This window comes from Neobacillus sp. 19 (genome assembly GCF_049463095.1).
GTDB lineage: Bacteria > Bacillota > Bacilli > Bacillales > Cytobacillaceae > Neobacillus.
In genome coordinates this window covers 123433-142143 of record NZ_JBMPZU010000052.1, presented here as the reverse complement: position 1 = coordinate 142143, position 18711 = coordinate 123433, and the positions used below count along the sequence as shown (strand labels likewise).

The following is an 18711-nucleotide window of genomic DNA, read 5'->3' as shown; positions in this document are numbered from 1 at the left end:
ATAACTTCTCAGAAGGCGTTATTACCATTCTCCAAGGGGCTCCTACTAAAACGGATACATTTGAAGCAGAATCTGTGAAGACAAGATGCCCGTCGAAATATGAAGGAAAAGACATGAACGATTATGATCCTGATACACATAAAGAAAAGTTAAATCAACCACCGAATGAAAAATAACAGGCTTAGTTAAGAAGGTGACGAAATGTTTTTATTTGCTAACGCAACAATTTATTTGGGTTTAGTCATTGCCATCTATTCTCTCCTCATACTTACCCTGGGGATTAGTACAAAAAATCAAAAACTCGTCAATAGCGGCAAAGGTGCAATGGTTGCATTATTTGTTTGTACAGCATTTGCTATGCTTTCGATGTTCTACCTTTTAGCAACATCACAGTTCCAATATGAATACGTAAGTGATTACACAAGCAGCGAGCTGCCAATCATTTATAAGCTTACCGCCTTGTGGGCTGGTAATGCCGGTTCCTTGCTATTGTGGACATTTTTCTTAACTCTTTACATGATCATGATAGCCTTTTCGAGGAAACTTAAAGGAAATCCTATGGTTCCATACATTTCGGCCATTTTAATGGCCAACGCAGTTTTCTTCTTCTTCATCCTTGGATTTGTTGCAAAGCCATTCATTTTATTGGATACCGTTCCAATTGAAGGAAAAGGGTTAAATCCAATGCTTCAGAACCCTGGAATGATCATACATCCCGTTACCCTATATCTTGGATACGTCGGGCTTGCCATTCCATTTGCCTTTGCCATGGCAGCACTGATTTTGAAAAATGTTGATGATTTCTGGATTAAAATGACAAGACGCTGGACAATCATTGCTTGGCTTTTCTTAAGCCTTGGAAATATCTTTGGCGGACAGTGGGCATATGTAGAACTTGGCTGGGGCGGTTATTGGGCATGGGACCCAGTTGAAAATGCATCCTTTATGCCATGGTTAACCGCTACCGCGTTTTTACATTCCGTGATGATTCAAGAACGTAAAAACATGCTGAAAGTATGGAATATCAGCTTAATCATTGTTTCCTATGCATTAACGCTTTTCGGAACCTTCCTTGTCCGAAGTGGCGTACTGACATCAGTCCATGCTTTTGCAAATTCCAATTTAGGTTTATACTTCCTAATCTTCATGGGCGTAGCTGTCATTCTAGCATTATATGTGTTAATGAGCCGTTACAATCTGCTAAAACGCAGTGCAGGGGAGTTCAATTCCTTTGTTTCTAAAGAGAGCAGCTTCTTGATTAACAATCTATTATTGGTTGGAGCAGCGTTTGCTGTATTCTGGGGAACTGTTTTTCCACTTGTGTCGGAAGCTGTTCGCGGAACGAAAGTAACGGTTGGTCTGCCATTCTTTAATAAAGTAGAAGCACCTATTCTTTTATCGATGATGTTTGTCATGGCGGTATGTCCGCTCTTGGCATGGCAGCGTTCAACAGTCAAGAATCTTAGGAAGAACTTCATGATTCCAGCAATCCTGGCTATTGTTGGCATGGCATTAATGGTTGTGCTGGGGATACAAAAAGCATGGGCCGTCATTGGCTACGGGGTTATCATTCTCCTATTAATTACCCACTTCTTAGAGTTTTATAGAGGGGTAAAGGCTAGAAGGAAAATGACGAAAGAAACGCCAATTGTGGCGTTGTACCGCCTGATGATTCGCAATCGCCGCCGTTATGGCGGGTATATCGTTCACCTTGGCATTGCGTTCATAACGATGGGCATCATTGGTTCACAAAACTATGATTTAGAGACGATGAAAACTGTTTCGCTAGGCCAATCGATTGAATTGAAAGATTACCGCCTTAACTATGAGAGGCTTGATCAAAAGCGAGAAGGCATTAACGATATTGTCTATGCAGATATAACTGTATTTAGGAATGGAAAAAAATTAGGTACTTTCCAGCCGGAAAAAGTTTTTTATGGCAACTGGGAGCAGCCTTCTTCAGAAGTAGCCATCATTTCTTCCCTAAAGGAGGATCTATATATTGTGTTAAGTGCCTGGGAAGATGACGGGAAAGCTACTTTTATTGTGAAAATTAATCCGATGATGAACTGGTTATGGTTTGGATCCTTCATGATTGTTATCGGTGCACTGTTTGCTGTTTGGAACGGGAAATATGGAAATGTCACTCCAAGATACACTGGAGTCCGCAAAGAGGTGTCTTAAAATGAGAAATAAAATTTATCTTGGGCTCCTCGTCATTGCGTTTATTTTTCAAGGATCGTTCATTCGAGTGGAAGCAAAACAATTTGACTATAAATCTCCTGAATTCAAAGCGGTTGCCCAGCAATTCGCATGCACATGCGGCTGTGGACAGGATCATTATGAATGTGATCCTAATACCTGTAATTTAACGACAGAATTTAAAGCGGATCTTGTTGAAATGATGAACAAAGGCTGGGATAAGGATAAAATTCGTGAATATTACATCAATATTTATGGAGAAGAGATATTAACCTCACCCGAAAAAAGTGGATTTAGCCTAACCGCATGGGTCCTCCCATTTGTTGTATTAGGTGCAGCAGGAATCGCTGTGTTTTTCATTATCCGTAAATGGGTGAAGAAAAAAGGCACAGATGTTGTAGTCAATGAATACGAGAACAGAGAGGATGAAGTAGAAGGGGAAATCCTTTCTTCGATGATCGATGAGGAACGCAAAAAGTATCTTTAGGATGTGAACAAAATGCACGATATTTCAATCATATCAATGATATTCACTGCCGCGTTGGCACTTGTATGTCTATTTCTAATCGTATCACCATTATTTAATTGGAGCCCTTTCATGCACTTTCATGCTGGTTCAAAGGGACAGGATTTGGTGACAACCAAAGAAGCACTTTTGACAACGCTCAATGAGATTGAATTTGAGTACAGAATGGATAAAATTTCGCATGCAGATTATAAAAATTTAAAGAAACAATACGAAAAAGAAGTGGCTAGTATTATGAAGGAAGAAGAACAAGTGGTGGTAACTACTGTTGATCAGGATTTAATGGCTGAAGTGGAAAAAGAAATTGAAGCGCAAATGAAAAGCTATAAGAACAAAAAGGGGGAAGGAAAGTGATCAAGAAAATCACAGTCTTCTTCCTAGGCTTGATGTTGTTCATTCCGTTCCAAGGATTGGCGGCATCAGAGTCAAAGATTACAGTGGATATGCATTACATTGTTTTGAGCCCTGCTGAAGATGGCTCAACCAATTTGATGAATATGGTGAACTATACGAATACCGTTGCTGAAGAATATACCGGAGATGGCAAGAATGAGGCCGTATTAAAAGTTACACTGCCTATCGGTGCAAAGGACCTCAATTTTTTAGACAATAAGATTGCGTTTAAAGAAGTAGATCATGGTTTTATTACAACCACCCCAGTCCCGGCAAATCAAACTATGGTGCTGCCATATAGCTATAGAATGCCGAAAGGGGAAGAAATTAATCTAACTGTCAATTACCCGGTTCAAATCATGCAAATCCTCGTACCGGAGGGCAGAGGCAGTATTGAGGTTAAGGGTGCAGAAGCGACCAGCCAAGGGCTTTTCAAATTTGATGACCAAAATTACTTTGGATACAGTATTGAAGGGATAAAGGAAAATCAACCCATTACGCTGGTGTATAACAAAGACAAGCAGCCTCCTGCAGAAGCGGCAAAAGACGCAACGGCAACAAATGAAGGTGGAAAAAATAGCTCTGTGACACATACGGCACCTGCTTTTCATAATCCCGGTCATTTAAGGATGTGGGCTCAATCGCCATTACATCGCTTTAACCCACACGTCTTTTTGATTATTATTGGTGCCATTATTATCGCGGCAATCGGCTATTTTGCTTATTTTAGAAGAAAAGCAAGATTGGAAGAGGAGAAACTCGGGGCAGATCAGGAAGAGAAAGCCTTTAAGCAATTAATGGCAAAACAAAAAGCGATTATGGATAAGATCATAGAATTGGAAGAAACCTTTGGAGATGGAAAGCTATCCGAGGAGGAGTACAAGAGGAAGCTTGCTGCATATAAACAGCATTTATTCCAAGTTAAAGTAAATCTGCGTAATTTTGTTGAGTAGCAGCTGTAGCAGGAGGGACTCAGATGATAGAAATAAAAAAGCTGACGAAGCAAGCTGATAATAAGCAAATCTTGCGTGGAGTTGACCTCTCAATTAAAAAAGGGGAAACGGTAGCCATATTGGGACCAAACGGTGCTGGTAAAAGTACGCTTCTAAAGGTATTGGCAACCTTAATTAAGCCCACTTCAGGGAATGTGTTGGTAAATGGTCTCGAGATGAAAAAGAACCATATCGAAGTAAAGAAGTTATTAGGTTATTTACCTCATTCCAGCTTGCTGTATGATCATTACTCCCCATTAGAAAATCTCATTTTCTTTGGAAATATTTATGGGGTAAAAGATGTCGAACAAAAAGCCATTAAGCTTGTAAAAGAGGTAGGGTTATCCTTTTTCTTAAATGAACCAGTCAAGAACTTTTCACGTGGAATGATTCAGAGGATTGCCATAGCCCGCGCGATTGTTCATGATCCGGAGATACTGCTTTTAGATGAGCCGCATACTGGCCTGGATCAGGGAGCTATTTCGATTTTGAACAATGTCATCCTAACGATGAAAGAAAAAGGAACAACGACCCTAATGGTAACTCATGATTTTAAACAGGCCGCAGAAATTTGCGACCGTGTCATTATAGTGAAAAATGGAAAGATTGTAGATGACTTTAAGATTGAGAATCGCAACTTAGTCTATGTATCTGATAAATATCATCATCAAGTGGAGGGTGTATCATGAATCTTATTCGAACAGCCCTCCTATTAGCCAAAAAGGATTTATATTCAGAATTAAAAACAAAACAAATACTGACAACACAAATTATTTTCGCCGGCTTGGTAATTGTCGTTTTTAGTTTTGCTTTTGACCCGGCTAATAACACGACAAAAGCTGTTATACCTGGTGTTATTTGGGTCATTATTGTATTTGCCGGAATTTTGGGACTGAATCGATCGTTTATTTCGGAACAACGAAATGATACGATGCAGGGCTTATTGGTTGCACCTATGGAGGGAGCCAGCATTTATTTAGGAAAGTTTCTGGCAAATTTTACGATGATGCTTGTAGTAGAATTGGTTTCCATCCCGTTTTTATTTTTGTTATTTGATTTTAAATTTTTTGGCAGTATCCCATATTTTGTATTAACGATTTTCTTAGGAAGCTTTGGATTTATTGCAATCGGAACATTTTTAGCTGCCCTTGCCGCTAACTCTAAAAGCAGTGAAATGCTGCTGCCGTTATTACTTTTTCCAATTACAACACCGATTTTAATCGGAGTTGTTCAAGCAACGAAAATCATTTTATCAAATATGGAAAAGCTGCCAAGCGCTATTGCTTGGATCCAATTGGTCACGGCGTATGATGTTATTTTCTTTGTTGTTTGTTTCTTATTAATAGATTACGTGCTGGAGGTTTAAATCATGAGTATGAATCTCGAACGGGAGAAAGCAGTGTTTACTGGTGGGTCGGAGGTGGCTGATGCCAAACCAACTAATCTATCAAAAATTTTGTTTGGCGCCACAGTGATCTCGATGCTGGTATCGCTCTACTTTATTTTTATTTTTGCTGCGGAAGAAAAATCGATGCACGCGGCACAAAAAATCTTTTATTTCCATGTTAGTTCTGCCTGGCTTGCCTTTATGGCATTCTTTGTCACATTTGTATTTAGTATTTTGTTCTTAATAAAGCGAAAAAGAATATTTGACACCTATGCATATGTTTCAGCCGAAATCGGTGTTGTATTCACTATCATTGTTTTAACTACAGGACCGATTTGGGCTAGATCAGCCTGGAATACTTGGTGGGTGTGGGAGCCGCGGTTAATTACAACATTAATTCTATTCTTTATTTACATTGCCTATATTATGATTCGGCAAATGGATGGAGTATGGGATAAAAAGGCTCGGCTTTCCGCAGTTTTTGGTATTATCGGTTTTGCCGATGTTCCAATTGTATTCTTCGCCATCCGGTGGTGGCAAACGAAATTTCACCCAATTGTCTTCGGAGATGGTCCTTCACAACAGGGCGGTGGGATTGAAGATACGATGTTAGCAGCATTGTTAATCACCATAACTGCATTTACCATTCTTTATGTCTACCTTCTGCAAAAGGGAGTATCATTTGAGAATATGAGAATTAAGGTTGAACAATATAAAGAAAAATTAAGAGAACAATTAGATAAGTAGGAGGGGTTAATGATGAATTATGAATATATGTTAGGTGCTTACTCTGTTGCCTGGGTGGTAATTTTTGCTTATATGTTTATTATCGGTAAAAGACATGACAAATTGAAAAAGGAAATTGAATTTTTAAAGCAGTTAGATCAATAGACTGCTAGTCTGGGTGTCAGGGGGAAATACGATGAACCAGCGAGTCATCAAATCACTCGTGTTGATTCTCATTGTAGGAATGTTCGGCTTTTTTGGGTATAGTTTAGTATCCAAAGGCGAGAACACCGATGTTGGAGATCAAGCTTATAATTTCGAGCTGCCAAATTTAGATGGCAGCACAACTAAACTTTCTGATTATAAGGGAGAAGTAGTAATTTTAAATTATTTTGCAAGTTGGTGTAAACCGTGTAAGGAGGAATTTCCAGAATTAGCAGCCTTTCAAAAAGACTATGGTGATAAATACAAACTCCTAATGATAAATCGTGGAGAAACGATGGACAAAATCAAGAAAGTTACCGATAACAATAAAGACGGTATGAACTACTTATTTGACTATAATGCCAAGGTTTCAAAACGCTTTAACGTAACCGGACAACCTGAAACGTTTGTCATTGATAAACAGGGAATTATTAGGGAGCACTTTAATGGTGAAGTAACGGAAATGCAGTTATATAATTGGGTAAAGAAATATGATAACTAACTATTTTTATGAATAAACAAGAACAGGCGCATGAACTATAATTCATGTGCCTGTTTTTGTTTCTAATAGGTTGGTCGATAATGAAAATCTGCAAATACGCTAGCCTTTACGATGATTTGCCCTGGTTCAAATTGGGTTGAACTAATTCCTTTCACGAAGGTTTCAGCATGCTGATTGAAAGGCTGAACCTGACTTCCTCCTTCCACAATCAAACTTGGTGTCGGGATTAATGTCACATTTAACGATTCCGCAATTGTTTTAGCTTTTTCGCTTGCATTGTTTAAGGCAAGAATCAATGCTTGCTGATAAAATCTGTCATTATTCTTCACGGAAAATTGCACATTCGATACATAGTTAACCCCGTGTTGAACCGCTGTATCTACCACTTTCCCTATCAACGATAAATCTTCTACCTTCACTTGTAATAGATGGGTAATTTTATAGCCGCGAAATATTTGTTTTCCTTGGTCGTAATCATAGTCCGACTCAATCCGATAGTCGAATGTTTGGATTTGATTTTGCGGAATTCCCAGTCCAAGTAGAGCATTAATTACTTTCGTCACTTCAGCAGAGTTCTGCTGCTGGGCTGTTATTAATTGTTTGTTTTCTGTGATGACCCCTAGTTTTACTGAAGCTGAATTTGGCTGAACCGGAAGTTCACCTTCTCCTGTAACTTTTATTAAATGATTTTTGTGATGTACTGTATTTCGATTTGGCTGTAAATTATGATACACATTTCATTCCCCTTTCAACTGTTAATCCTTCTATAAAATACGGATTCTCCATGGAAAATGTTCCTAGAATAAATCTATTCTTTTTTGTAAGCATGCCATTCTAGTATTCAAATAAAAAAATAGAAAGGAATTAACAGTTTCGTAAGTCATATTGTGTCCAAGCAGGCATACATTTTAAATAGTGAGACGTGCAAATAAAAGGAGGAAGGATACGTGGAAACAATCCTTAACTTTTTACCTAAAAAAATTGCAGACCTAATCAGCCAAATCCCTCCTGACCAAAAAGAAGAATTAGAGGAAATCCGCATTCGAATTAACCGTCCTATTGAAATAACGCTTAAGGGAGCTCCAAAGTTTTTAACGTATATCATTCAGCCTGAGGACGCTTTTCATCTTATGAATAAAATTAGTCATTTTTCTATTTATACCCTTGAGGAAGAACTCAAACGCGGATATATAACCGTTTCGGGCGGACATCGGATTGGGCTTGCCGGAAAAGTCATCCTTGAAGAGGGAAAGGTAAAGGCGATTAGGGATATTTCCTCATTTAACATAAGAATTGCAAGAGAAAAGGTTGGAATTGCAGAACCTATTATTCCTTATATTTTTAATGGCAGATGGATGCATACGATGGTCATTGGACCGCCGCAAACAGGAAAGACGACGTTGTTGCGTGATATTGCAAGAATTATCTCTTCAGGAGATAAGATAAAAGGGTTGCGTGCCAGTAAAGTGGGAATTGTTGATGAGAGAAGTGAAATTGCGGGATGTGTAAATGGGGTGCCGCAATTGACATTTGGACACCGTTTAGACGTGTTAGATGCCTGTCCAAAAGCGGAAGGGATGATGATGCTGATTCGTTCGATGAGTCCTGAGGTCTTAATTGTTGACGAAATTGGCCGAAAGGAAGATGCTGAGGCCATTCAAGAGGCCGTACATGCAGGAATCAAACTTGTCATGACCACACACGGGACGAGCATTGAAGAAATACGGAACAGGCCATCTCTAAAAGACATTATCGACCAAAGAATTTTTGAACGGTTTGTCATTCTAAACCGGGCATCGGGACCAGGAACCATCACCCATATTTTGAATGCAAGCGGTCAGGAAATGAAGCAAAAAGTGAGCGTGACGTAAATGATTAAATTAATTGGTGCCATCATCATTATTGTTGCGACTACTTGGACGGGCTTTGAGGCTTCAAGAAATTTCAGTGAACGCCCCAAGCAGCTTAGAGCATTAAGGTCGGCACTGCAATCACTGGAGGCTGAAATCATGTATAGTCATACACCATTGCATGAGGCGGCCAGAAGATTGGCCGCTCAGCTTTCAAAGCCGCTCTCTACATTTTTTGAAACCTTTGCAAAGAAACTAACCGACACGGAAACAACGGTAAAGGAAGCCTGGGAAACGAGTTTAAAAGAGGTTTGGAAGTCCACCGCATTAAAACAGGGGGAATTTGAAATAATGAAGCAATTTGGGGAGACACTTGGCCGCCATGATCGCTTATCCCAGCAAAAACATATTATGTTAACTCTTTCCCATCTTGAAAGAGAAGAGGCTGATGCCATCGACCGGCAGGTAAAATATGAAAAAATGGTAAAGAGTCTAGGATTCTTATCAGGATTATTACTGATTATTTTATTATTTTAGGGGGAAAAGCAATGGGTTTAGAAGTGGATATTATCTTTAAAATTGCCGGTGTCGGAATTGTGGTCGCATTTTTGCATACGGTTCTTGATCAGGTTGGCAAAAAAGAGTATGCGCAATGGGTGACCTTATTCGGTTTTATCTATATTTTATTTCAGGTTGCTTCAATTGTTGATGATCTCTTCCAAAAAATAAAATCCGTATTCTTGTTTCAATAGAAAGGGGGGCTTTGCGATTGAAATCATAAAAATTGTTGGTGTTGCTCTGATCGCAACCTTCCTTGCTTTAATCATCAAAGAGCAAAAGCCTAATTTTGCTTTCCTATTAGTCGTTTTTGTTGGCTGTGCTATTTTTCTCTTTTTAGTCGATAAGATTTTTGACATCATCCATATGCTTGAAAAATTAGCTGTGAATGCAAAGGTAAATATGGTTTATGTCGAAACCATTCTTAAAATCATTGGCATTGCTTATATCGCTGAATTCGCCACCCAAATTACCAAGGATGCAGGACAGGGAGCCATTGCCTCTAAAATTGAATTAGCAGGAAAAATTATCATTCTCGCCATGGCGATACCAATATTAACAGTTTTGATAGAAACCATTATCAAATTAATTCCGAGCTAATGGGGTGTAAAAATTGAAGCAGAGGCTGCAGATTATTCCTATTATTATTCTTGTATTCCTTTTTTTATTTATTCCAAGTGTGCAAGCCGCCGAAGAATCCAAAGACACCTCCACACCGCTTTCACCACAAGAATTGGTAGATGAACAGCTTAAAACCTTGGACTTAAGTGAACTAAAACAATTTTGGGAGGATATTACCAATAAATATGGCGGATTCCTCCCTGAAAGCCAAAAAGGGAGTTTATACGATTTCGTAAAAGGTGATAAGAAATTCTCATTTAAGCAATGGGGACAAGGAGTATTGAAGTTTGCCTTTCATGAGTTTGTGGCAAATGGAAAATTACTTGGCTCGTTAATCTTATTAACGATTTTTAGCATGTTTCTTCAATCCATGCAGAATGCTTTTGAGAAAAGCGCAATCAGTAAGGTAGCCTATGCGATTGTCTATATGGTGCTGGTGATCCTTGCATTAAATAGTTTTCATATTGCCATCAGTTATACAAATGAAGCAATTGGAACCATGATCTCGTTTGCCCTTGCACTTGTCCCTCTGCTGCTTGCCCTTATTGCAGCATCGGGAGGGCTTGTATCAGCGGCATTCTTTCATCCGGTCATATTATTTTTAATGAATATAAGTGGAATGTTCATTCAATATGTGATTCTGCCGCTCCTCTTTTTAGCTACATTGCTGAGTATTGTCAGCACCATGTCAGAGCAATACAAAGTGTCACAATTAGCTGCTCTTTTAAGAAACTGGAGCATTGGATTGATGGGGCTCTTCTTCACCATCTTTCTTGGGGTTATTTCTGTCCAGGGGGCATCCGCCGCTGTGACCGATGGAGTCGCAATTAGAACAGCGAAATTTGTGACGGGTAATTTCATTCCCGTCATCGGAAGAATGTTTACCGATGCAACGGATACAGTCGTAAGTGCATCCGTCCTGTTAAAAAATACTGTCGGTATCGCAGGTGTTGCCATCCTGCTCATTATCGTCGCCTTCCCGGCTATAAAAATATTAATGATTGCCTTTATTTATAAATTTGCTGCTGCCATCCTTCAGCCCTTAGGTGGTGGACCTGTGATTAAATGCCTTGATATTATTAGCAAAAGCGTCATATATGTCTTTGCAGCACTGGGGATCGTTTCACTTATGTTCTTTTTAAGTATTACGGTCATTGTCGCGGCTGGAAATTTAACGATGATGATGAGATAGGGGGGACAAGAAAATGGAGTTTTTAAAAGAGTGGGTAACGAATATCATTCTTTTTATCCTATTAGCTACTGTTATTGATATGCTGCTGCCAAATTCCAGTATGCAGAAATATACCAAGATGGTTACAGGGCTGCTTTTAATCGCGATTATTCTTACCCCTATCTTTAAATTAATCTCCAAGGACTTTGAATCAGCACTTGGTTCCATTTCAAAATACCAGCCCGCAAGTGAAAAAAATATGAAAAATGTAATAGATTCAAAGAAAAAAGAAATACAAGCCTCAACTGATGCATATATTTTAAAAGAATTGACTGTCCAGCTGAAAAAGGACGTTAAGGAGGAGTTGATGGAACAATACGGATTGGAGATTGAAACAATTGATCTAGCCATAAATGAAAAAAGTGACCAAGCATTTCCTGAAAACCTCCAAAAGGTTACGGTTCTTCTTAAACAGCCGGAAAATGGCGTGAAGACAGTCGAAGCGATTAAGCAAATCGAAATTAACACAGAACAACCTCTTCCATCTAAAGGAAATACAGAAGAATCAGAAAAAATCGCCTCATTTCTTTCGCAGAAATGGAATGTAACAGAAGAAACCGTGGAAGTTTCGATTGAAGGGGGGATTAAAAAGAAGAATGGATAAAAACAAAGGACCATTATCCTTGCTTAAAAGAATATTGAAACTTGAAGAACAGGGAGAGAAGAAACCGGCGAAATATCAATATATGCTCCTTGTCCTCTGTATTGGTGCAGCACTTATGCTCGCAGGAAACATTTTATTTAATAAGGATACAAATCCTGCTGCGGTACCTGCTGCAGCAAACGATAAGGCAGCTTCGGAAGATGTACCGACATTTGGTATGAAAAAAAACTCCGGCAATAAAGCCATCGCTGAGTATGAGGAAAAGTATGAAAATCAGATGAAGAAGGCCATACAGGAGATGCTCGGGGTTGATGATGTGACCGTCCTGGTAACAATTGATTCAACTGATAAGAAGGTACTGGAGAAAAATGGGTTACCAAATCACAAACAACGGATGAAACGGATCGTGAAGGCGGGCAGAGAAAGGTTGTCGATTCTTCAACCGATGAACAACTAGTTATTATACGTGAAGGAGAAAAAGAGGTTCCAATTGTAGTAGAAACAAAAAAGCCTGAGATTCGCGGTGTGCTGGTCGTTGCCAAGGGCGCAGAGAATATTGAGGTGAAAAAATGGATTAAGGAAGCAGTCACAAGGGCTTTAGGTGTTCCTAGCCATCGAGTTGCTGTTATGCCTAAAAAATAAAAGGGGGAATTTAAAAATGCTTTTGAAAAAACAAACAGTTTGGTTATTAACAATGTTAAGTTTAGTAGTGGTGTTATCAGTATACTACATTACTTCTCCAGAGCAGAAAAACACAGACCTAGCAGCAGTACAACAAAATGCTAAAGATCAAAATCAAGGGAAAACAAAAACACAAGCCAAGGATGATAAAACAGTTGTATCCAGCGTTGCTGGCGATGTGGCATTTGAAGAGCTTCGCATGGAGCTTGAAGACCTGCGCAGCGAGCGGCAGGAAAGTTTAACCAATGAACTAGCGTCCACTGATCTTTCGCCAGAAGAAAAAAGTAAAGTGAAAGACCAAATGGATAAACTGAATAAAACAGCTCAAAAAGAAGAATTTCTTGAAACTTTTATTAAAACCATGGGTTTTGATGATGTCCTTGTAAGAGCAGACGGACCAAAAGTAATCGTAACAGTTAAATCAAAGAAGAAGCCTTCAGCATCAGAGGCCAACAAGATTATGCTCGAAGTTAAAAAAGAAATTGCTGAAACCAATTATGTAGCAGTAGAATATCAACCGGCTAAATAATGATAGCTAAAAGGGGAGCTGAATGCTTCCCTTTTTCCAATTGATTAATAGCCGAATTCCCTTTTAATCATAAAAAGTTTATGATTAATTGGAGGTGCTGATTGAATGTTGATTCCTTTCTAATATAAAATATTGAACTAATACTAAATTTTATCGTATAGTATTAATAGTAAGTCCTAATTAAAGTTGTACAAGGAGTGTTACTCAATGTTAAAAGTACAAGAAATTCGTGAATTAATTAAATTGGTTGACCAGTCGAGTATTGATGAATTTGTATACGAAAATGACGGTTCGAAAATCCAAATGAAGAAAACAACTGCAGCTGCTATTGTTACTCAAGTAACGCCTGCTCCTGTAGTACCGCAAGCAGCTCCTGTTGCCCAACCTGTTCCTGTGACAGTTGCCGCAACTTCAGCTCCAGTACAAGAAGCGGCACAGGAAGCACCAAAAGCTGATGAAGTGAAACAAGCCGATACAGCAAACTTACATAAAATCACTTCTCCAATGGTTGGTACATTCTATGCATCGCCAACTCCAGATGCGGACGTTTATGTAAAAACAGGTTCAACCGTTACTAAAGATTCAATCGTTTGTATTGTCGAAGCGATGAAATTATTTAATGAAATTGAAGCAGAAGTAAATGGAGAAATTGTTGAAGTACTTGTTAAAAATGGCCAATTAGTTGAATACGGTCAGCCATTATTTTTAGTAAAGCCAGAGTAAGGAGCGGTAACAGGATGATAAAGAAACTGTTAATTGCAAATAGAGGAGAAATAGCAGTTAGAATTATTCGTGCCTGTCGTGAAATGGGTATCGAATCAGTTGCTGTTTACTCCGAAGCAGATCGTGAGGCCCTTCATGTCCAATTGGCTGATGAAGCCTATTGTATCGGACCCACGCCATCAAAAGATAGTTATTTAAACGTGACAAATATTATTAGTGTAGCAAAATTGACCGGTTGTGAAGCAATTCATCCGGGTTATGGATTCCTGGCTGAAAATGCAGATTTCGCGGAACTTTGCCGTGAATGCAATATTACCTTTGTCGGCCCTAGCCCTGAAGCCATCACTAAAATGGGCACAAAGGATATTGCCAGAGAAACGATGCGTGAAGCCGGTGTTCCAATTGTTCCGGGCTCAACGGGAATCATAAATGATATCGAGGAAGCCCTTGAACTCGTCAAAAAGATTGACTATCCCGTAATAATCAAAGCTACTGCAGGCGGCGGAGGTAAAGGAATCCGTGTTGCCAAGAATGAACAGGAATTGATTAAGGGCATTAATATCACTCAGCAAGAGGCCTTGACAGCATTTGGAAATCCTGGTGTATACATAGAAAAGTATATTGAGGATTTCCGCCATGTTGAAATTCAGGTCCTTGGTGATAAGCACGGAAACATTATTCATTTAGGTGAAAGAGATTGCTCCATCCAGCGCAGACTGCAAAAGCTGCTTGAAGAAACGCCTTCACCTGCTTTAGATGGAGAGATTCGTGAAGAAATGGGCAATGCGGCCGTAAAAGCTGCGAAAGCAGTTGATTATTCAGGAGCCGGCACGGTAGAATTTATATATGACTACCGCAATCGTAAATTTTATTTCATGGAAATGAACACTAGAATTCAGGTGGAGCATCCCGTAACCGAATTGGTCACTGGAATAGACCTTATTAAGGAAATGATTCGAGTGGCAAACGGTGAAAAACTATCGCTCACTCAACAGGATGTCACCTTTACAGGATGGGCAATCGAATGCAGAATTAATGCAGAAAATCCAGAGAAGAACTTTCTCCCTTCAGCCGGAAAAATTAATATGTACCTGCCTCCTGGAGGATTTGGAGTTCGTATTGATTCCGCAGCATACCCAGGTTATACGATTCCGCCTTACTACGATTCCATGATTGCGAAAGTCATCACATATGGAAGCAGCCGGGAAGAAGCAATTGCGAGAATGAAACGTGCTCTTAGTGAGTTTGTAGTTGAAGGTATCCATACAACGATACCGTTTCATTTAAAACTGCTCGATCATGAAAAGTTTGTCGAAGGCAGCTTTAATACGAAATTTCTGGAATTGCATGATGTGATGAAGTCTATCTAAAATCTGGAGGTGTACGAAAATGAGCGAGTTTAGTGTCTTGGAAATGGATCAAGGAAATAACGGACATGGGAAAATCGAAATCGCCCCTGAAGTCATTGAAGTTATTGCAGGAATTGCAGCTTCCGAGGTAGAAGGCGTAGCAGGGATGCGGGGGAATTTTGCCGCAGGCGTTGTGGAACGCTTAGGGAAAAAAAACCACGGTAAAGGTGTAAAAGTCGAACTTACTGAATCCGGAATAAAAGTTGATGTATATTGTGTAATGAAGTTCGGCATTTCGATCCCTGCTGTTGCTGGCGAAATACAGGATAATATTCGTCAAGCGCTGTTAAATATGACAGCTTTAGATGCAGAAGAAGTAAACATTCATGTTGTCGGAATACAGTTTGAGGCCCAAAAGAACGAGCCTGAGATTGAATCGGAGCTTTAATTCGGTTAAAACCAAAGGATTATTCCTTTGGTTTTTCTATTTTTATTTATAAAACAGCCAGAGTGTGATATTCTTCTTTAGTTATGCTATTATCTTTTTATGTACAAGCCGTAATGGCTTAAATAAGTATGAAAATTGGACAAAATTTATTAATATCTCTAAAGGAGTTAACGGTATAATGAAAAGAAGAACAGCAAGGGAAAAGGCATTACAAGCTCTTTTTCAAATCGATGTAAGTAACACCGAACCAACACTCGCGATTGAACATGTTTTGGAAGAGGAGGCTGGAGACGAGTATCTATCGAAACTTGTAATAGGGGTAATTGAACAGAAGTCTGAAATTGATGAATTAATCATGCAGCATCTTGAAAAATGGACGCTAGACCGATTGGCAACGGTTGATCGGAATTTATTAAGAATAGCTGTTTATGAATTGAAAAATTTCCGTAATGAAGTTCCGGAAAACGTAATTTTAGATGAGGCAATCGAGATTGCAAAAATATACGGAGATGACCAATCAAGCAAGTTTATTAATGGCGTTCTTTCGAAAGTGAAACATAGACTTCTTACTGAATAGTTGATTGGGCTCTTTGGGAAAAAGGGAGAAGTGAAAAATGACTGCACAAATTATTAATGGAAAAGAAATAGCTGCAAAAAAAAGATTAGAAATTGCCGAAGAGGTTGAAAAGCTTAAAAGCCAGGGTGTTATCCCGGGACTCGCTGTTATTCTCGTTGGAAACAACCATGCCTCTCGGACATACGTAACAAGTAAGGAAAAAGCATGTAAAGAACTTGGCATGTACTCGTTATTAATTGAAATGCCGGAAGAGGTTTCCGAAGAGGAACTGCTCGCAAAAATTGAAGAGTTAAACGGGAACCCTGAAATTCACGGGATTCTGGTACAACTTCCGCTTCCAAAACATATCGATGAAACAAAGGTCATTGAATCAATCTCCCCTTTAAAAGATGTTGATGGTTTCCATCCAATTAATATCGGCAGGATGATGACAGGGCAAAATGCCTTTTTGCCATGCACCCCTTATGGTATCATGGTGCTGCTTGAAGAAACGGGGATTTCCATTGCTGGAAAACATGTTGTCGTAGTGGGAAGAAGTAATATTGTCGGCAAGCCTGTTGGACAATTATTCTTAAATCGGCATGCAACTGTAACCTATTGTCACTCAAAAACGAAAGATTTAAAGTTACACACAAAACAAGCAGATATCCTTGTTGCTGCTGTTGGGATTCCAAACTTTATCACGGCAGAGCATATTAAAGAGGGTGCTGTCATTATCGATGTCGGAATTAACCGCAATGAATTGGGAAAACTTTGCGGGGATGTTGCTTTTGATGAGGTGTCAGAAATCGCAGGTTACATCACTCCAGTTCCAAAAGGGGTCGGGCCAATGACTATTACCATGCTTATGTATAATACGCTAAAATCCGCTGCTGAAAGTTTAGAGCGCAATTAATACAGAATCATGTCCTTATCTTTTATTACGAAGTTCCTTTCTTAGTCGACTTTTCAGACATAAAAAGGTAACTCCATATATAATAGATAAGGACAGTTTTCGCTAATTGCTTGAAAAGAGGTACAGGTGATGCAGGAACAAAGATATTTATCAGTATATGCCTTAACCAAATACATAAAAAGAAAATTTGATGCAGACCCGCATTTACATGATATTCATGTTAGGGGAGAGATTTCAAATTTCAAACAGCATTCGAGCGGACATATGTACTTTACCTTAAAGGATGAAAAAGCCCGAATTCTTGCCGTAATGTTTGCCCGCCAGTCCCGCTTTATGAAATTTTCTCCGGAAAGTGGAATGAAGGTAATTGTAAAGGGTGAAATCTCAGTATACGAACCAAGCGGTCAATATCAAATCTACATAAAAGAAATGCAGCCGGATGGCATTGGGGAATTGTTTTTAGCTTACGAGCAACTAAAACAAAGGCTTGAAAGGGAAGGGTTATTCGCACCTGAAAGGAAAAAGGCTATCCCTTTGTATCCAAAAACAGTTGGTGTTATTACTTCTCCGACAGGTGCTGCCATCCGTGATGTCATCACAACGATTAAAAGGCGGTATCCGATCGCTAATATACTTGTCTTTCCTGCTCTAGTCCAAGGTGAAAATGCAGCCCCGTCTATTGTGAAAGCAATTGAAAAAGCAAATAACATGAAGGAAATTGATGTTTTAATTGTTGGCCGCGGGGGCGGATCGATTGAGGAGTTATGGGCATTTAATGAAGAACTAACGGCTCGGGCTATCTTTGCTTCAAATATTCCGATTATTTCGGCTGTCGGCCATGAAACGGATTTTACAATTGCCGATTTTGTTGCAGATTTACGTGCTCCTACACCAACTGGTGCAGCAGAACTTGCCGTCCCTCATTTGGATGAGTTAATGGATCGGATTTTGCAGCGGCAAGCCCGCCTGCAGCAAGCGATGAACGGGAAACTCCAATTTGAGAAAGGACGCTTAAATCGTGTTCAAAAATCGTATGCCTTTCGTTATCCCCATCGATTGTATGATCAAAAGCTTGAGCAGCTTGATAAAGTAACAGAAAAGCTTGTCCGTGCTTCTTCTCGTTTGTCTGCAGTGAAGAAAGGGCAGCATGAAATCCTCTATAAACGACTTCTGCGGAATCACCCTATCGAAGCGTTGCAAGAGGCAAAAAACAAATTTGAACGTACACAAAAAGAAATGAACCGATCAATGATGCAAATACTCTCAATAAAACAAACAGAATTTGACCGAATCCTTGCTACATTAGGGGCATTAAGTCCATTAAAAATAATGGAGCGCGGCTATAGTTTGGCCTATTCAGAAAGTAATCGTCTTGTAAAAAGTGTGAATCAAGTAAACGTAAATGATCAAATTCAAATCCAATTAACAGACGGAAGTCTATTCTGCAGTGTAGAGAAAATAAAGGAGCGTGAAAATAATGACCAATGAAAAAACACTAACCTTTGAAGAGGCTATGACGAAACTGGAACAAATCGTAGATAAACTTGAAGAAGGGGATGTTCCTTTAGAAGAAGCGATTCTTTTCTATAAAGATGGAATGGAACTCTCAAAATTATGTCATGATAAATTGAAAAGTGTGGAGGAGCAACTTACGCAAATCATTACTGAGGATGGACGGACGAAGAGTTTTACTATAAACGAGGAGGAATAAGA

General features: G+C 39.2%; 24 protein-coding genes and 1 pseudogene. 24 read left to right on the top strand and 1 reads right to left on the bottom strand.

Going from position 1 to position 18711, the window contains the following annotated elements:
* Positions 1-201: 201 nt before the first annotated feature.
* Genes ACO1D1_RS16835 through ACO1D1_RS16795 form a run of 9 tightly spaced genes read left to right on the top strand, consistent with a single transcriptional unit; the run spans position 202 to position 6932 of the window.
* Positions 202-2184 carry a heme lyase CcmF/NrfE family subunit gene (locus ACO1D1_RS16835; RefSeq protein ID WP_423336509.1) on the top strand — a complete coding sequence of 661 codons (1983 nt, stop codon included), beginning with the start codon at positions 202-204 and terminating at the stop codon, positions 2182-2184.
* A 1-nt stretch (position 2185) separates the two neighbouring features.
* The gene (locus ACO1D1_RS16830) at positions 2186-2689 is read left to right on the top strand and encodes a cytochrome c-type biogenesis protein (RefSeq protein ID WP_423336508.1); all 504 of its coding nucleotides are present in this window, start codon (positions 2186-2188) and stop codon (positions 2687-2689) included.
* 12 nt (positions 2690-2701) lie between these two features.
* On the top strand, positions 2702-3082 hold the full coding sequence (locus ACO1D1_RS16825; protein ID WP_149870939.1) for a hypothetical protein: 381 nt from the start codon (positions 2702-2704) through the stop codon (positions 3080-3082).
* On the top strand, positions 3079-4074 hold the full coding sequence (locus ACO1D1_RS16820) for a hypothetical protein (RefSeq protein WP_149870938.1): 996 nt from the start codon (positions 3079-3081) through the stop codon (positions 4072-4074). Before ACO1D1_RS16825 ends, ACO1D1_RS16820 begins: the two co-directional genes overlap by 4 nt.
* A gap of 23 nt (positions 4075-4097) precedes the next feature.
* Entirely contained in the window at positions 4098-4802 is a 705-nt protein-coding gene (gene ccmA / locus ACO1D1_RS16815; protein WP_149870937.1) for a heme ABC exporter ATP-binding protein CcmA, read from the top strand.
* Complete coding sequence (locus ACO1D1_RS16810; RefSeq protein ID WP_149870936.1) at positions 4799-5479, top strand: heme exporter protein CcmB; 681 nt, start codon at positions 4799-4801, stop codon at positions 5477-5479. Before ccmA ends, ACO1D1_RS16810 begins: the two co-directional genes overlap by 4 nt.
* Positions 5480-5482: 3 nt before the next feature.
* Entirely contained in the window at positions 5483-6247 is a 765-nt protein-coding gene (locus ACO1D1_RS16805; RefSeq protein WP_423336507.1) for a cytochrome c biogenesis protein, read from the top strand.
* A gap of 9 nt (positions 6248-6256) precedes the next feature.
* Positions 6257-6391 (top strand): CcmD family protein, encoded by a 135-nt coding sequence (locus tag ACO1D1_RS16800; RefSeq protein ID WP_149870934.1) that lies wholly within the window; start codon positions 6257-6259, stop codon positions 6389-6391.
* 31 nt (positions 6392-6422) lie between these two features.
* Positions 6423-6932: a TlpA family protein disulfide reductase gene (locus ACO1D1_RS16795; protein WP_149870933.1), complete on the top strand. Its 510-nt coding sequence runs from the start codon at positions 6423-6425 to the stop codon at positions 6930-6932.
* Positions 6933-6994: 62 nt separating this feature from the next.
* Here the strand turns inward: ACO1D1_RS16795 and ACO1D1_RS16790 are convergent, their stop codons facing one another.
* On the bottom strand, positions 6995-7666 hold the full coding sequence (locus tag ACO1D1_RS16790) for an SIMPL domain-containing protein (RefSeq protein WP_149870932.1): 672 nt from the start codon (positions 7664-7666) through the stop codon (positions 6995-6997).
* Positions 7667-7879: 213 nt separating this feature from the next.
* Between ACO1D1_RS16790 and spoIIIAA the strand changes: the two genes are divergently transcribed.
* From spoIIIAA to ACO1D1_RS16715, 15 genes and pseudogenes are all read left to right on the top strand, one after another.
* Positions 7880-8803 carry a stage III sporulation protein AA gene (gene spoIIIAA, locus ACO1D1_RS16785; protein ID WP_149870931.1) on the top strand — a complete coding sequence of 308 codons (924 nt, stop codon included), beginning with the start codon at positions 7880-7882 and terminating at the stop codon, positions 8801-8803.
* Positions 8804-9319, top strand: a complete 516-nt coding sequence (gene spoIIIAB / locus ACO1D1_RS16780; protein ID WP_149870930.1) for a stage III sporulation protein SpoIIIAB — start codon at positions 8804-8806, stop codon at positions 9317-9319.
* Positions 9320-9330: 11 nt separating this feature from the next.
* Entirely contained in the window at positions 9331-9534 is a 204-nt protein-coding gene (spoIIIAC, locus tag ACO1D1_RS16775; RefSeq protein WP_007084610.1) for a stage III sporulation protein AC, read from the top strand.
* A gap of 16 nt (positions 9535-9550) precedes the next feature.
* Positions 9551-9940 carry a stage III sporulation protein AD gene (spoIIIAD, locus tag ACO1D1_RS16770; protein ID WP_423336514.1) on the top strand — a complete coding sequence of 130 codons (390 nt, stop codon included), beginning with the start codon at positions 9551-9553 and terminating at the stop codon, positions 9938-9940.
* A 13-nt stretch (positions 9941-9953) separates the two neighbouring features.
* Positions 9954-11153, top strand: a complete 1200-nt coding sequence (gene spoIIIAE / locus ACO1D1_RS16765) for a stage III sporulation protein AE (protein WP_149870928.1) — start codon at positions 9954-9956, stop codon at positions 11151-11153.
* Between the two features lie 13 nt (positions 11154-11166).
* Positions 11167-11796 carry a stage III sporulation protein AF gene (gene spoIIIAF / locus ACO1D1_RS16760; RefSeq protein WP_149870927.1) on the top strand — a complete coding sequence of 210 codons (630 nt, stop codon included), beginning with the start codon at positions 11167-11169 and terminating at the stop codon, positions 11794-11796.
* Positions 11789-12438 (top strand): annotated as a pseudogene (gene spoIIIAG, locus ACO1D1_RS16755) (stage III sporulation protein AG). The gene spoIIIAF and the pseudogene spoIIIAG overlap by 8 nt, the downstream one beginning before the upstream one ends.
* A gap of 16 nt (positions 12439-12454) precedes the next feature.
* A complete protein-coding gene (locus ACO1D1_RS16750) occupies positions 12455-13006 on the top strand; it encodes a SpoIIIAH-like family protein (RefSeq protein WP_149870925.1) in 552 nt (183 codons plus the stop codon).
* 207 nt (positions 13007-13213) lie between these two features.
* Entirely contained in the window at positions 13214-13729 is a 516-nt protein-coding gene (accB, locus tag ACO1D1_RS16745; RefSeq protein ID WP_149870924.1) for an acetyl-CoA carboxylase biotin carboxyl carrier protein, read from the top strand.
* A gap of 14 nt (positions 13730-13743) precedes the next feature.
* On the top strand, positions 13744-15099 hold the full coding sequence (gene accC, locus ACO1D1_RS16740) for an acetyl-CoA carboxylase biotin carboxylase subunit (protein WP_149870923.1): 1356 nt from the start codon (positions 13744-13746) through the stop codon (positions 15097-15099).
* Between the two features lie 19 nt (positions 15100-15118).
* The gene (locus ACO1D1_RS16735) at positions 15119-15526 is read left to right on the top strand and encodes an Asp23/Gls24 family envelope stress response protein (RefSeq protein ID WP_149870922.1); all 408 of its coding nucleotides are present in this window, start codon (positions 15119-15121) and stop codon (positions 15524-15526) included.
* 178 nt (positions 15527-15704) lie between these two features.
* Positions 15705-16103 carry a transcription antitermination factor NusB gene (nusB, locus tag ACO1D1_RS16730; RefSeq protein WP_149870921.1) on the top strand — a complete coding sequence of 133 codons (399 nt, stop codon included), beginning with the start codon at positions 15705-15707 and terminating at the stop codon, positions 16101-16103.
* A gap of 37 nt (positions 16104-16140) precedes the next feature.
* On the top strand, positions 16141-16998 hold the full coding sequence (gene folD / locus ACO1D1_RS16725) for a bifunctional methylenetetrahydrofolate dehydrogenase/methenyltetrahydrofolate cyclohydrolase FolD (protein WP_423336506.1): 858 nt from the start codon (positions 16141-16143) through the stop codon (positions 16996-16998).
* Positions 16999-17127: 129 nt separating this feature from the next.
* Positions 17128-18486 carry an exodeoxyribonuclease VII large subunit gene (gene xseA, locus ACO1D1_RS16720; RefSeq protein WP_149870919.1) on the top strand — a complete coding sequence of 453 codons (1359 nt, stop codon included), beginning with the start codon at positions 17128-17130 and terminating at the stop codon, positions 18484-18486.
* Positions 18476-18709 carry an exodeoxyribonuclease VII small subunit gene (locus ACO1D1_RS16715; protein ID WP_149870918.1) on the top strand — a complete coding sequence of 78 codons (234 nt, stop codon included), beginning with the start codon at positions 18476-18478 and terminating at the stop codon, positions 18707-18709. Before xseA ends, ACO1D1_RS16715 begins: the two co-directional genes overlap by 11 nt.
* Positions 18710-18711 lie beyond the last annotated feature (2 nt).

Bases quoted from the DNA above. Each gene is read 5' to 3' on its own strand.
- ACO1D1_RS16835 (WP_423336509.1), top strand. From the start codon at position 202: ATGTTTTTATTTGCTAACGCAACAATTTATTTGGGTTTAGTCATTGCC.
- ACO1D1_RS16830 (WP_423336508.1), top strand. From the start codon at position 2,186: ATGAGAAATAAAATTTATCTTGGGCTCCTCGTCATTGCGTTTATTTTT.
- ACO1D1_RS16825 (WP_149870939.1), top strand. From the start codon at position 2,702: ATGCACGATATTTCAATCATATCAATGATATTCACTGCCGCGTTGGCA.
- ccmA (WP_149870937.1), top strand. From the start codon at position 4,098: ATGATAGAAATAAAAAAGCTGACGAAGCAAGCTGATAATAAGCAAATC.
- ACO1D1_RS16810 (WP_149870936.1), top strand. From the start codon at position 4,799: ATGAATCTTATTCGAACAGCCCTCCTATTAGCCAAAAAGGATTTATAT.
- ACO1D1_RS16805 (WP_423336507.1), top strand. From the start codon at position 5,483: ATGAGTATGAATCTCGAACGGGAGAAAGCAGTGTTTACTGGTGGGTCG.
- ACO1D1_RS16800 (WP_149870934.1), top strand. From the start codon at position 6,257: ATGATGAATTATGAATATATGTTAGGTGCTTACTCTGTTGCCTGGGTG.
- ACO1D1_RS16795 (WP_149870933.1), top strand. From the start codon at position 6,423: ATGAACCAGCGAGTCATCAAATCACTCGTGTTGATTCTCATTGTAGGA.
- spoIIIAB (WP_149870930.1), top strand. From the start codon at position 8,804: ATGATTAAATTAATTGGTGCCATCATCATTATTGTTGCGACTACTTGG.
- spoIIIAC (WP_007084610.1), top strand. From the start codon at position 9,331: ATGGGTTTAGAAGTGGATATTATCTTTAAAATTGCCGGTGTCGGAATT.
- spoIIIAF (WP_149870927.1), top strand. From the start codon at position 11,167: ATGGAGTTTTTAAAAGAGTGGGTAACGAATATCATTCTTTTTATCCTA.
- ACO1D1_RS16750 (WP_149870925.1), top strand. From the start codon at position 12,455: ATGCTTTTGAAAAAACAAACAGTTTGGTTATTAACAATGTTAAGTTTA.
- accB (WP_149870924.1), top strand. From the start codon at position 13,214: ATGTTAAAAGTACAAGAAATTCGTGAATTAATTAAATTGGTTGACCAG.
- accC (WP_149870923.1), top strand. From the start codon at position 13,744: ATGATAAAGAAACTGTTAATTGCAAATAGAGGAGAAATAGCAGTTAGA.
- ACO1D1_RS16735 (WP_149870922.1), top strand. From the start codon at position 15,119: ATGAGCGAGTTTAGTGTCTTGGAAATGGATCAAGGAAATAACGGACAT.
- nusB (WP_149870921.1), top strand. From the start codon at position 15,705: ATGAAAAGAAGAACAGCAAGGGAAAAGGCATTACAAGCTCTTTTTCAA.
- folD (WP_423336506.1), top strand. From the start codon at position 16,141: ATGACTGCACAAATTATTAATGGAAAAGAAATAGCTGCAAAAAAAAGA.
- xseA (WP_149870919.1), top strand. From the start codon at position 17,128: ATGCAGGAACAAAGATATTTATCAGTATATGCCTTAACCAAATACATA.
- ACO1D1_RS16715 (WP_149870918.1), top strand. From the start codon at position 18,476: ATGACCAATGAAAAAACACTAACCTTTGAAGAGGCTATGACGAAACTG.